Consider the following 12995-nt stretch of genomic DNA (forward strand, 5'->3'; position numbering starts at 1 on the left):
CCAAATCATGCTGCCGCTGAAGGCGCTGCTGCGCCTCTATCGCGCCCACCCCTGGCTGCTCCTGATGAGCCTGGCCGGGCTCATGCTAGGGGTCACCCTGGTGGTGGCCATCGAGCTTTTGAACCACAGCGCCCGCACCAATTTCGTCGCCGCCCGCAGCCAGCTCGCGGGGGAAGCGAACTACCGCCTGGCCCCGAGCGGCGGCCTGGATGAGGGGCTCTACGTTCGGCTGGTGCGAAGCCAGCCCGCTCTTGACGCCATGCCCCAGCTGCACGCCTGGCTCAAGGATGAGCAGGGGCGCAGCTTCCAGCTGCTGGGGATGGATCTCTTCAACCCGGGCCCCCTGCGCCGACTCTTTGGCGAGCAGCCGGGGCGCGAACCCGACTTCACCCTGAGCCGCGCCGACAGCGTCTGGCTCTCGGCCCCCGAGGCCAAACGCCTCGACTGGTCCCCGGGGCAGTCTCGCTCCTTTATGCTGGGCGGTGACGGGGAAAGTGCCCGCACACTCACCCTCACTCTCGCGGGTACCTTCGAGCCGGGCGCCGTCCCCATGGAGCGGCTGCTGGTCACCGACATAGGCCTGGCCCAGCCCCTGCTTGGCAAGGCAGGAAGGCTGGATCGCATCGTCTTCAAGTTAAGCGACGAAGAGGCCAATACCTTGCAAAGGGCGCTGCAAACCTATTACCCCCATCAGCCGCTCTGGCTCGAGCCCATCAGCCCGGCCCTCGATGCCAGCCAGCTCGGGGATGCCCTGGCCCTCAACCTCAGCGCCCTCTCCCTGCTCGCCATGGCGGTGGGATTGTTTCTGGTGTTCAACGCCCAGCGCTTCGTGCAGAGCGTGCGCCGCCCCCAGCTCGCCCAGCTCATCATCCTGGGGATGCCGCCAAGCCGGGTACTCCGCTATCTGGCCCTGGAGCTGCTCATCCTCGCCACCATAGGCACCCTGCTCGGGCTGCTGCTCGGCAGCCTCCTGGCGCTGGCCCTCATGGGGCAGCTCACCCAGGCGCTGGCAGACCTTTATGGCCCCAACCCCATCGATCTGCTGCGCCTCTCCCCCGCAAGTCTCATCAAGGCGCTGCTGATAGGCCTGGCTGGCACCCTTGCCGCCAACCTCCCCGGCTGGTGGCAGTTGCTGCGCCAATCTCCTCTTGAACTGCGGGAGGGGAGCAGCCGCCCGCCGGTTCATCCCTGGCGCAGGCGCCTGCTCGCCATCGCCATACTGCTGCTCTGCGCCCTCTGTCTCTTGTTACCGCAGACCGGCCTGGGGGGCGCCCTCTTCGTGGCCGGGGGCTGGCTGCTCGCCATGGCCCTCGCCCTGCCCGATGCCCTGCGCGCCCTGCTGGGGCGGCTGCGCGGGCACGGCCCCCTCAGCGTCCGGCTCGGGGTGGCCGAGACCCAATACCATCTGGATCGCACCGCCATCGCCGTGATGGCGCTGCAACTTGCCATAGCCGCGGCCATCGGCATCGGGGTCATGGTGTCGAGCTTTCGCTCGAGCGTGGAGATCTGGCTCGGCCAGCGGCTCGCCGCCGACCTCTATGTCAGCGCCCCCAAGGGGGTGGCAGGCAGCAGAGGCCAGCTGAGCGAGCAGAGCCTGACCGCTATCCTGGCCGAGCCGGACGTGCGTGCCGCCTCCCGCCGCGCCGTGCATCCCGCCCGCTGGCAGGGGCAGCCCATAGAGTGGGCGCAGATGGACTTTATCCCCGAGCTCAAGGCCGCCTACCCCTTGCTGGCCGGGCGCTGGCCCGCAACGCCCGACGAGGTGCTGGCGAGCGAGCCCCTCACTGTGCGCCTCGGGGTCAGAGTGGGGCAGACCCTCGATGTGACGAGCGAAGGGGGGCCAAGGGCCCTCACCGTCACCGGCGTCTATCAGGATTACGGCAGCGACAAGGGGCAGATACTGCACGCCTTCGAAGGGGGCGCGGTGCAATCCCTCGCCCTCTTCAGCACGGATCCCGAGGGCCTAAGCGATCGGCTGCGTGCCCGTTTTGGCGAGCGGGTGAACCTGCTGCCCGCCCCCGCCATCCACACCGCGGCGCTTAAGGTGTTCGATCAGACCTTTGTGGTGACCGAGCTGCTGAAATTGCTGATCCTCGGCATCGCCTTCGTCGGCATAGGCTCCGCCTTTATGGTGCTAGGGCTGGCCCGCCGTGGCGAGTTGCAGACCCTGCAGAGCCTAGGGATAGGCCCCCGCCACTGCCGCCGCCTGCTGGTGTGGCAGGGAGCAGGACTGGGGCTGCTCACGGCGCTGCTGGCCCTGCCGGTGGGCTATGGCCTCGCCTGGGTGCTGATTGAGGTGGTCAACCCCCGCGCCTTTGGCTGGCGCCTCGCCTTCGAGGCCGCCCCCTTGCACGCCGTCACGGCGCTCTTGCTGGCCCCCCTGTGCGGGGCACTCGCCTCCTGGTATGCCGCAAGGAGAGTGGTATGAAATTGAGTTGGAAGTGGCCGCTGATGATTGCCTGCATCCTCCATGGCGCTACGGTCGGTGCCAGCGACCTGGGCACCCTGCTCGGGGGCGGCAGCGATCAGTTCAGGAAGGCCGAGCCGGGCCAGCCCATCCGACTGCCCGCCGATCACGGCGCCCACCCGGACTACAGATCCGAGTGGTGGTATCTCACCGGCAACCTGAAAGACGAGCAGGGGCGCGACTACGGCATCCAGTGGACCCTGTTTCGGCAAGGTATCGAGCAGCAGATCACATCTGACAACCCCTGGCTCAGCCCCCAGCTCTGGCTGGCCCAGTTCGCCATCACGGATCTGGACCGTGGCACTCATAGCCAGGATGAGCGCACCAGCCGCCAGGGGCCTGGGCTCGCCGGCGCCAGCGGCGGCGAATATTGGCTAAGAGAGTGGCGGCTGGCCTCTCAAGGCGATGCGCTCTTTCCCGCCACCTTGAAGGTGCAGAGCAAGATGGGTGAGCTGAACCTCAAGGTGAGCGCCGCCAAGCCTGTGGTGCTGCAAGGCAAAGCGGGTTACAGCGAGAAGAGCCCGGGCAACGCCTCCTTCTACTACTCCTACCCGCGCCTGAATTTGAGCGGCACCCTTACTCTGGAGGGAGAGACTCGCAAGGTCAGCGGCCAGGGCTGGTTCGATCACGAGTGGAGCAGCTCGGTATTGGCCCAGTGGCAGTCGGGCTGGGACTGGTTCTCCCTGCAACTTGCCGATGGCCGCGAGCTGATGCTGTTTCGCCTGCGCACCAAGGCGGGCCGCGCCGAGCCCGAGAACCGCTACGGCATTCTGATTGAGCGGGATGGCAGCAGCCGGGTGCTGCCCCCGGAATCCATCGTCCTCACCCCCGGCAAAACCTGGCGCGGCCCTAAGGGGCAAGACTACCCCGTCGAGTGGCAACTTAAGGCCGCCGATTTGAATCTCGTTATCAAGGCGCGCCAGCCCAATCAGGCCATGACGGGCCGTTTTGACTACTGGGAGGGGGCTGTGACTGTGGAAGGAGATGCACAAGGGCTGGGCTATCTGGAGATGACGGGGTATTAAGCCTAGGGCCTGCTCTATTTCTCTGCATAATGCCTTGTTTAAGCTGTCTGCTCTCCCCGATTTCTGATCCCCATCAAAAATGCGCTTAAATTCCCCGCCCTAGAAAACGTTTCGCTCAACAACTGGATACGCACTTGGTACCCTACTCATCCGGCCCTCACAGCCCCAAAGGCAATCAGGGAGCGACTATGGTGTATCTCTCCTCAATTTGGTCAACTGCAGCACAACGGACTCTGTGATCCGTGCGGTAGCTATGTAGTTTGCTGAGAAAAGGAATCAGGAATGGATATCTGTGAACCCTATTGATGGATAATGAGGAAAGGTTCCATGTATTCATGGCGTGGATCCGTGGGATCGCTTGGGCATTTAAATATCAGTCGTATGTTCTATTCCTCAGTAATATTTATGAATATACTTGGAATAGAAATACCTTACTATATGGAAACTTCCACATAATAAATTATTAAACAATCACTTAATACTTATGGGGGTTCAATGAAAGGTAAAATTACTCAATGGAATGACGACAAAGGTTTTGGCTTTATTATACCTGACGATAGATCAGAAAAGATCTTCTTTCATATCTCCACTGTAAATCCAAGAAGCAGACGACCACAAATTAATGATGATGTATGGTTTGAAGCTACAGTAGATAGTCAGCAACGCATGAGAGCCACTGTGGTTTACTATGAAGGATTGACGCTTCTCCCTATCAAATCGCGCGCCAAACAAAACTCTCACATTAAGAGCCAATCAAGTGATAAGAAAATCATCCTTGAACCAGTCAGAAAAACGCTTCTGGATTATTTATTGCTGATCATTGCTATCGTTTCTTTAGCTCTAGCCGGTTTCAATTACTTTAAAACGAACGATGTAACAATATCGGTACTAATTGCATTGCCTACAGCCTTTTTTCTTGCTCTTTTTAATCGTTCCAAAACACCTTCAAGTAAGTTGTTTACCTGTTCTCGTTGCCGTTGTAATGTTCCATTTGATAATAGAACTATACGCGCATGGAACATGGGCACACTAAAACTCTACTGTTCAAATTGCCATGCTGAATGGTTGCGTAATCGAGAAACCACAAATCATAACCCCTACTCATCATCAAGCAGAGGCAGTGGTTGCCTTGGCACTCTAGCAATATTGATAGCCATTCCTGTGGGTCTATTATCTATTGCAAATTGGCTTAGTTAATCATCAATTAACAAAAACTTGGTGTGTGTCAGCTATGCAACCCCACAAATAAAAGTTCGTTGAAAACCTAGGACTACCATCGTTCTGAACACAATCTCAGGGTTAACACCGCCAAGCCTGTGGTGCTGCTGGGTAAAAATGGTTACAGCGAGAAGAGTCCAGGCAACTCCTCCTTCTACTACTCCTACCCGCGCCTGACGCTAAGTGGCACCTTGACCCTGGAGGGGGAGACCCGCACTGTCACGGGCCAGGGCTGGTTCGATCACGAGTGGATCAGCTCGGTATTGGCCCAGTGGCAATCGGGCTGGGACTGGTTCTCCCTGCAACTTGCCGATGGCCGCGAGCTGATGCTGTTTCGCCTGCGCACCAAGGAAGGTCGTCCCGAACCGGAGAACCGCTACGGCATCCTGATTGAGCGGGACGGCAGCAGCCGGGTGCTAAGCCCTGATCAAATCCGCCTCACCCCGGGCAAGACTATCCCGTCGAGTGGCAGCTGGAAGCCGCCGATATGCAGCTAACCATCCGTGCCCGCCAGCCCAATCAGGCCATGACCGGCAGCTTCGATTACTGGGAAGGCGCTGTGACTGTGGAAGGAGATTCCCAAGGGCTGGGCTATCTGGAGATGACGGGGTATTGAGACCTTGAAATCAGATCGGCTTCAAAAGATCATTCAAATTCCATTCGTTGAGTGAGTTTTCACTCAGCATTTAGGTGGTTGCTTGATACCATATCTAGATGGACCCTTTGTTGCCTTTGCACATATGATTTCTATCATCGGCTTGTTAGACCAAGAAAATTTCCACAAACGTCCACTCCTTGACCAAACATTAGATCTGTGAAATAAGAATGACGACCATAAGCACCCATGCTGGCTCAAAAATTTTGGCCCTATTTTTAGATAGCCAAATAAAGCTACTCGTAGATAACGTAAGCACTATAAATCAGTGTAACCAGCCACGTATCTCACACCTCTATGCGATCTATTCTGCAATTATCGAAGACGCAATTTCAATACGGTTGTTGTGTGATAACTCCCGAACTAACCAGGCCTATATTATCTCGAGAGCTCTAATAGAACGGGTCACAAATTTCTGTTTTCTTCAACTCTGCACGGACACTACATTTTCAGATTATCTTGATTACTCCCTGAACAAAGCAGGTCGAAGTCTAGATCAATCTATTGAAGCCAATGGACAGGTTAAAGCACGACTTACGCTCAACGGTGGAGATTTTGAACTCCCACCAAAAATCCGCGCTGCAATCGCAAAATTCACAAGTGAACGAGGAAGAGAAAAGACACGTTGGACAAATGTTTCCCTCCCGGAAAGAGCTGCTGTAATCGAAGCAACGTTAGGTAATACCGGATTATTTATGAGCCTGCTGGCAATTTATGCTAATGCATCAGAAGCATTGCACGGGACCATTTATGGCGCAATTTTTCACTTAAGTACCTATGAGATCAAGCCACCCCACGACCAAGTGAGTTTAGACTGCTATTTTCACCAAACGCTCTCAACCTTGTACTTAATGGCGGGTGCTAGCATAGACACATTGTTTAACCTTTTAGCATCACTCCACGATGAAACCTTCAATGCAGTAGCTAAGGAATCTAAAAATGCTTTCAAGGAGGCTGCAATTGCAACTGGGCTTGCAGTTGGTTCATAGATTCGATTACGCTCCGCTAATCAAACCTACTCGAAATGCTCCAAACCGACGTTCATTGGGATGAAAATAATATTTCCGTGTTGGGTTTCGCTCCGCTCAACCCAACCTACGCCAAACCTTATCGATTAAATGGCTTATATCGCAGCCGTCTGGTTGGATATAAACGCCAACGACTGTCGATTAAAGTGCTCCGGCTGCTCCACATTGCAGACATGGCCGCAGTTTTCGATGATGGCGAGCTGGCTGTAGGGGTCGCGGGCGACCTGCTCGCGTACCGGGGCGATAAACATATGATCCTCCTCCCCCATCAGGTAGAGGGTCGGGATCGGCAGGGCGCGCTCCTTGAAGTAGCGCATCAAGGGGTTCACCTCGGTGGCGAGGCGGAACCAGCGTTTGAACTCCTTCTGGCACAATTTCCGGGCCTCGCGCACGAAGAGGTTGCGGGACTCCTGATGGTGCTGGCGCGGCATGATGATGAAGGCGAACAAGCGGTAGAGCCACATGTAGGGCAGTATGTGCTGGCCGACCCGGCCAAGCTGTACCAGCACCCGGGAGCGGATGTCGAGGCGCAGTATGGCGCCGCCGAGCACCATGCTCTTGACCCGCTCCGGGCAAAGCTCGGCCAGGTGGCGAATGAGGATGGTGCCAAGGGAGATGCCGACAAAATGGGCGCGGGGAATGCGCAGGTGATCGAGCAGGCGCAAGATGTCCTCGGTCACGGCCCGAAAGCTGTAGTGGCCCTTGACCACCTGTTGCAACTGGTTGGATTGGCCGTGGCCGCGAAGATCCAGCAGCAGCACGTTGAAGTGCTCCCGGTAGGCGCGCAGTTGCTTGAACCAGATGGAGGAGCTGCCGCCGGCGCCGTGCACGAACACCACCCAATCCCGCTCAGGGCCAAGCTCAAAGGTCTTGTGGTACAACATCTTATGGGCTCCCGGGGGGGTTGGGGGATATACTCGGCGGGCATATTAACAGAAGGGGCGCCCCGCTGAATATGCTGCCACCCATCATCGGACCAGCATGGAGTCCTGTATGAGCCTTGCATCGTTACGTGAATTTCTGCTAAGCCAGCCCGGCGCCACCGAGGATACTCCCTTTGGCCCCGAGATCCTGGTCTATCGCATCGCCGGCAAGATGTTCGCCCTGGTGGACTGGCAGGCAGAGCCGCTGACCATCAACCTCAAATGCGAGCCCGAGCTCGCCCTGCTGCTGCGAGAGATACACCCCGAAGTCAAACCCGGCTGGCACATGAACAAGCAGCACTGGAACACGGTGACCCTGGCCGAGAGCCTCGACGCCGAGCTCTGGCAGGGCTGGATTGAACACTCCTACCAGCGCGTGGTGGCGGGCTTGCCCAAAGCCAAGCGGCCACAGGCGCCGACCTTATCAGCAAAGGCAGGATAACAGCCATGCCGCAGACACAAAAATCCTCGCCCGCCCGGATCATCCCCCTGAGGGAGCAGCACATTCCCGCCCTGCTCGCCCTGTTCGAGCAGTCGGTGCGCCGCCTGGGCCCGGAGCACTACAGCCCGGAGCAGGTGGAGCAATGGGCCCAGGGCGCCCGTCATCCGGGTCTCGCCAGCCAGCTGCGCGAGCACCACGGCTGGGTCATGGAGCAGGAGGGCATGCCCCTTGGCTTTGTCACCTTAAGCGATGACGGCCACCTCAGCCTGCTCTATGTGAGCGCGGATCATCCGCGCCAGGGGCTCGGCGGCCTGCTGCTGGAGCGGGCCTTGCAGGCGGCCAGCCAGCTGGGCCTGCACAGCCTGACCACAGAGGCCAGCGCCTTCAGCCTCGCGCTCTTTCTGCGTCACGGCTTCGAGCAGGCCGGATTGGAAACCGTGGAGCGCGGCGGGGTCAGTTTTGTCCGCCATCGCCTCTACTGCCGCTTGCCAAGCCAGGGCCAGCCACTAAAATACCCACCATTTCCCCAAAGCAATGAATGAAGGCAGCCATCATGGTGGTAGAGAGCGACGGTTATATTGCGCTTATCGAGTATCTGGTAGAGAGTCTGGGCCTGTTCGAGAGCCAGCAGCAGGGCACGGGCTCCCAGACCATAGAGGATCTGGTGAGCAACCGGGTGGCAGACAACCTCATGGCCATCTGCGAGCAGAACCCCCAGCTCGACCCCAAGGTGCGTTTCATGATCATGCAGGAGGCCGACGCCGTGGTGGCCGATCTGGAGGAGGTGCTCTCCGCCGTCTGGCTGCGGGCGCCCACCCCGGCCCAGCACGCCTTCCTCGATGAGTTCATCGATCTCATCAAGAACCTGTTCGACAGCACCATCGGCTAGTCCCCTCCCCCGCGGCCACACGGCCCGCAAAGATCCGCAAAATGAAAAGGGCCGCCTCAAAGGGCAGCCCTGCTTGCTATCACTTCCGATTCATCGCGCTTGTCAGTTGAATGAATATCGAGGCAAGAAATGTGTCTGGTCTTGGCTGCCGTCCATGGTAGCTACCCTGATTAGTCTGCCGAGGTTGGGTTAAGTTCCCGGCCATGACGCTTTTTTTAATATTTCTTTCAAAAAAACGAAACAGGGGCCTAATGGCCCCTGTTTTATCCAGGCTGCGCCTCAGCGGTTCAAGCTAGGCGGCAGGCAGACGCCAATGCCCCCCAGGCCGCAATAGCCTTCCGGGTTCTTCTCCAGATATTGCTGATGGTAATCCTCGGCGTAGTAGAAGGGTGCCAGCGGCAGGATCCGGGTGGTGATGGCACGGGCATCGCCACTCGCCATCATGGCCTGCTGGTAGGCCGCCAGGCTCTGCTGGGCGATGGCCTCCTGGGTTTCATCCCCATAGAAGATCACCGAGCGGTACTGGGTGCCGATGTCGCCGCCCTGGCGCATGCCCTGGGCCGGATCGTGCTGCTCCCAGAACAACTTGAGCAGATCGCCGTAGCTGATGACCTTGGGGTCAAACACCACCTGCACCGTCTCCGCATGACCGGTCAGGCCGCTGCACACCTCCTTGTAGGTGGGGTTCGGCGTCAGGCCCCCCTGATAACCGGCGGCGGTAGAATAGACGCCGGGCTGCTGCCAGAACAGGCGCTCCACGCCCCAGAAACAGCCCATGCCAAACCAGGCCAGCTCCATCCCCTCGGGCCAGGGGCCCTGGGTCGGGTGGCTGTTGACGGCATGCTGCTGGCCGATCGCCAGCGCTTCCCGTCGTCCCGGCAGGGCCTCTGCCGGTGAAATAATCTGCTCCATATGCCCTGTCCTTGAATAAAATCCCGCGCGAGGCGGCTGACGAAAAGGAACCCCGAAGATAACAGGTTATGAGCCCGGATCAACCAAGGCGGCCCCTTCAGCAGGCTGACCGCCGCCCGGTTCACCCAGGCGCAGGGCGTCTGCGGCTGGTCAAAATGGCGGCACAAAACAGCAAAACCAATATTTAGTCTTGATTTGTGAATTTATTTTCATATATTGAGCAAATTGCTGCTTTTTTATGGAACGAAACACGTGCGTGAACGCGAACCCAGCCTGGTCCATGCCTTTCGGCAATCCACCCCCTATGTCAACGTGCACCGGGGTGCCACCTTCGTGCTGATGATGGGCGGGGAAGCCATCTGCCACCCCAACTTTGCCAACATAGTGAGCGACATCGCCCTGCTGCAGACGCTCGGCATTCGCCTGGTGCTGGTGTTCGGCTCGCGTCCGCAAAACGACGAGGCGCTGGCCCGTGCCGGCATCGAGGCCCAGTACCACAGACGGATCCGGGTCACCGACGATCAGAGCTTCGCCATCATCAAGCAGGTGTGCGGCGGCCTGCAATACGATATCACGGCCCAGCTCTCCATGGGACTGGCCAACACCCCCATGCAGGGGGCGCGCATCAGCGTGGTGAGCGGCAACTTCGTCACCGCCCAGCCGCTCGGGGTGGAAGATGGCATCGATTACTGCCACAGCGGCCGGGTGCGGCGCATCGATGTGGAGGGGATCACCCGCCAGCTGGATCAGCATGGCCTGGTGCTCATCTCCCCCATCGGCTGCTCGGTCACCGGCGAGAGCTTCAACCTGAGCTCGGAAGAGGTGGCGCGCCGGGTGGCGGTGGATCTGAAAGCCGACAAGCTCATCTGCTTCAGCAGCACCCAGGGGGTGATGAACAGGCAGGGCGTGGCCATCTCGGAGCTCTTCCCCGAGCAGGCCGAAGAGCTGCTGGTGGAGCTGGAGCAGGCGGGTGAGGAGATGTCCGGCACCGCCCGCTACCTGCGTGCGGCCATCGCCTCCTGCCGCGGCGGCGTGCCGCGCTCCCACCTGGTGAGCTATCAGGATGACGGCGCCATGCTGCAGGAGCTGTTCAGCCGCGAGGGGCTCGGCACCCAGATAGTGCGCGAGAGCGCCGAGCGGGCGCGGGCCGCCACCATCGAAGACATCGGCGGCATCCTGGACCTCATCCGGCCGCTGGAGGAGGAAGGCATACTGGTACGCCGCTCCCGCGAGCAGCTGGAGATGGAGATAGACAAGTTCACCATCATAGAGCGCGACGGCCTCATCATCGGCTGCGCGGCGCTCTACTGCTTCATGGAAGAAGCCATGGCCGAGATGGCCTGCGTCGCCATCCACCCCGAGTACCGCAACTCCAACCGGGGAGATCAGCTGGTGGCCAAGGTGGCCGAGCGGGCCAAGCGGCTCGGCATCCGCCGCTTGTTCGTGCTCACTACCCGCTCCATCCACTGGTTCCGGGAACGGGGCTTCGATCCCCTGGAAGTGGAAGATCTGCCGGTGGCGCGCCAGCGCCTCTACAACTGGCAGCGTCGCTCCAAGGTTTTGTCCAAGACGATTTCGTAACTGATTGATCTTGTGCCTGGTTGTTGCCAATTGTGTACTTTTTTACAAACTCGATTGACAGTGCAATCCAGTGCAGGGTATTTCTACATGCACGCCACCTTCCGAGGTGGCACCAGAAGAGGAGCGCTGCCCAGGCAGCCCAAGGGAGGACGCCAGAGTCCGGTGAACTTGGGTCAGGGGGAGCAGCGCCGAGACGAGTGAGGCAACTGGATACCTCAACGTCGGCTGCGGGGGCTGAATCCCCCGGGTTGTCATCGGTCGTGTGCATCCCACAGGCATCCAGCAGGATCCTTGTGGGATGGGCACCGCGGATGGAGTGCTTCTGGCCGGGATCCTTACGTTTTCCTGCCATTTTCTGCCTCCTCCTCTCTTTTGCCCGATGAAACCGGATTTTCACCTTGAGACAGGAGTATGCAATGAACCCGATCAACGTCGCCAAGTTTGGCGGAACCAGTGTCGCCGATGCCGCGGCCATGAACCATTGCGCCGACGTGGTGCTGGCCAATCCGGCGACCCGGGTGGTGGTTCTGAGCGCCAGCGCCGGTGTCACCAACCTGCTGGTGAGCCTGGCCCAGGGTGAACTGGATGAAGCCGGGCAGGATGCCCAGCTCGACAAGCTGACCGGGATCCAGCAGGCCATACTGACGGCGCTCGGCAACCCGGGCGAAGTGAGCGCTCTCATTCACGCCCAGCTCGGCGACATTCGCACCATGGCCCGCCAGGCCTGCCAGCACACGGACGCCGAGCTGGCCGATCGCCTCATCGCCTGCGGCGAGCTGATGTCCACCCGCCTCTTCACCGAGCTGCTGCACCAGCGGGGCATCAAGGCCCAGTGGCAGGACGCTCGCCAGCTGCTGCGCACCGACAGCCGCTTTGGCAAGGCCACCGTGGATCTCGCGGCCACCCGCACCCTCTGCCAAGCCACGCTGGGCCCCCTGCTGGGTGACAGCCTCGTCATCACCCAGGGCTTCATCGGCGCCGACGCCGATGGCCGCACCACTACCCTGGGCCGGGGCGGCTCCGACTACAGCGCGGCCCTGCTCGCCGAGGCGCTGGACGCAGGCAGCATAGAGATCTGGACCGACGTGCCCGGCATCTACACCACGGATCCGCGCCTGGTCACCCGGGCCCGTCCCATCCCCGAGATCAGCTTCGTGGAGGCGGCCGAGATGGCCACCTTCGGCGCCAAGGTGCTGCACCCGGCCACCCTGCAACCCGCCCTGCGCCAGGACATTCCGGTGTTCGTCGGCTCCGCCAGGGATCCCGCCGCCGGTGGCACCTGGATCCGCGCCAGCACCGAGACCAGCCCGCTGTTTCGCGCCGTGGCCCTGCGCCGCCAGCAGGTGCTGGTCACCCTGCACAGCCTCAACATGTTCCACGCCTATGGCTTTTTGGCAGAGGTGTTCGGCATCCTGGCCCGTCACCGCATCTCGGTGGATCTCATCACCACCTCGGAGGTGAGCGTCTCCCTGACCCTGGATCACACCGGCAGCCAGAGCAACGGCGAGCCCATCCTGGGCGACAAGGTGCTGGCGGAGCTCGGCCAGCTGTGCAAGGTGGAGGTGGAGACCGACTTCGCGCTGGTGGCCCTCATCGGCAACCGCATGAGCGAGGCCGCCGGGGTGGGCAGCCGGGTGTTCGACGCCATTCGCGAGCACAACATCCGGATGATCTGCTACGGCGCCAGCGCCCACAACCTCTGCTTCCTGGTGAAAGAGAGCGAGGCGGGCAACATAGTCAACCGCCTCCATCAGGAGCTGCTCGACTGAGCCTGACGAAACCTGGGCAGACCCTTCTCCCCGTGGGGAGAAGTGTCTGTTATCGGGGGAAGGCCATGGCGCCAGAAGCTATACCA

The 12995-nt window shown here is 60.0% G+C and carries 11 protein-coding genes, 1 pseudogene and 1 riboswitch; of the genes and pseudogenes, 10 read left to right on the plus strand and 2 right to left on the minus strand.

The genetic code is table 11. The features are described 5' to 3' along the window. Window positions 1-7: 7 nt before the first annotated feature. The 5 genes and pseudogenes from Aeroheme_RS12755 to Aeroheme_RS12775 all read left to right on the plus strand — a co-directional run bounded on the left by Aeroheme_RS12755 (window position 8) and on the right by Aeroheme_RS12775 (window position 6354). Window positions 8-2428, plus strand: a complete 2421-nt coding sequence (locus Aeroheme_RS12755; RefSeq protein ID WP_411165979.1) for an FtsX-like permease family protein — start codon at window positions 8-10, stop codon at window positions 2426-2428. 23 nt (window positions 2429-2451) lie between these two features. After that, on the plus strand, window positions 2452-3492 hold the full coding sequence (locus Aeroheme_RS12760) for a lipocalin-like domain-containing protein (protein ID WP_411167244.1): 1041 nt from the start codon (window positions 2452-2454) through the stop codon (window positions 3490-3492). 495 nt (window positions 3493-3987) lie between these two features. After that, window positions 3988-4689, plus strand: a complete 702-nt coding sequence (locus tag Aeroheme_RS12765; RefSeq protein WP_395948629.1) for a cold shock domain-containing protein — start codon at window positions 3988-3990, stop codon at window positions 4687-4689. 92 nt (window positions 4690-4781) lie between these two features. Beyond that, window positions 4782-5326, plus strand: a pseudogene (locus Aeroheme_RS12770) (lipocalin family protein); the annotation flags it as partial. A 209-nt stretch (window positions 5327-5535) separates the two neighbouring features. Further along, window positions 5536-6354, plus strand: a complete 819-nt coding sequence (locus Aeroheme_RS12775) for a DUF5677 domain-containing protein (protein WP_368169405.1) — start codon at window positions 5536-5538, stop codon at window positions 6352-6354. Between the two features lie 134 nt (window positions 6355-6488). On the opposite strand, the gene Aeroheme_RS12780 is transcribed toward Aeroheme_RS12775, so the two are convergent. Next, a complete protein-coding gene (locus Aeroheme_RS12780; RefSeq protein WP_289987372.1) occupies window positions 6489-7277 on the minus strand; it encodes an alpha/beta fold hydrolase in 789 nt (262 codons plus the stop codon). 109 nt (window positions 7278-7386) lie between these two features. Between Aeroheme_RS12780 and Aeroheme_RS12785 the strand changes: the two genes are divergently transcribed. Genes Aeroheme_RS12785 through Aeroheme_RS12795 form a run of 3 tightly spaced genes read left to right on the plus strand, consistent with a single transcriptional unit; the run spans window position 7387 to window position 8647 of the window. Further along, window positions 7387-7758, plus strand: a complete 372-nt coding sequence (locus tag Aeroheme_RS12785) for an MmcQ/YjbR family DNA-binding protein (RefSeq protein WP_395948630.1) — start codon at window positions 7387-7389, stop codon at window positions 7756-7758. 5 nt (window positions 7759-7763) lie between these two features. Further along, complete coding sequence (locus tag Aeroheme_RS12790; RefSeq protein WP_395948631.1) at window positions 7764-8300, plus strand: GNAT family N-acetyltransferase; 537 nt, start codon at window positions 7764-7766, stop codon at window positions 8298-8300. A gap of 11 nt (window positions 8301-8311) precedes the next feature. After that, window positions 8312-8647 carry a DUF3802 family protein gene (locus Aeroheme_RS12795; protein ID WP_163137332.1) on the plus strand — a complete coding sequence of 112 codons (336 nt, stop codon included), beginning with the start codon at window positions 8312-8314 and terminating at the stop codon, window positions 8645-8647. A 279-nt stretch (window positions 8648-8926) separates the two neighbouring features. On the opposite strand, the gene msrA is transcribed toward Aeroheme_RS12795, so the two are convergent. After that, window positions 8927-9559: a peptide-methionine (S)-S-oxide reductase MsrA gene (msrA, locus tag Aeroheme_RS12800; protein ID WP_408781934.1), complete on the minus strand. Its 633-nt coding sequence runs from the start codon at window positions 9557-9559 to the stop codon at window positions 8927-8929. 252 nt (window positions 9560-9811) lie between these two features. On the opposite strand from msrA, the gene argA reads away from it, so the two are divergent. Continuing rightward, a complete protein-coding gene (argA, locus tag Aeroheme_RS12805) occupies window positions 9812-11140 on the plus strand; it encodes an amino-acid N-acetyltransferase (protein ID WP_025326593.1) in 1329 nt (442 codons plus the stop codon). Between the two features lie 108 nt (window positions 11141-11248). Beyond that, window positions 11249-11470: riboswitch (Lysine riboswitch) on the plus strand. Between the two features lie 86 nt (window positions 11471-11556). Continuing rightward, window positions 11557-12909: a lysine-sensitive aspartokinase 3 gene (gene lysC, locus Aeroheme_RS12810; RefSeq protein WP_025326592.1), complete on the plus strand. Its 1353-nt coding sequence runs from the start codon at window positions 11557-11559 to the stop codon at window positions 12907-12909. The last annotated feature ends 86 nt before the right edge of the window (window positions 12910-12995 follow it).

Origin of the sequence: Aeromonas sp. DSM 116730 (genome assembly GCF_046581335.1) — a bacterium.
GTDB classification, from domain to species: domain Bacteria; phylum Pseudomonadota; class Gammaproteobacteria; order Enterobacterales; family Aeromonadaceae; genus Aeromonas; species Aeromonas rivipollensis.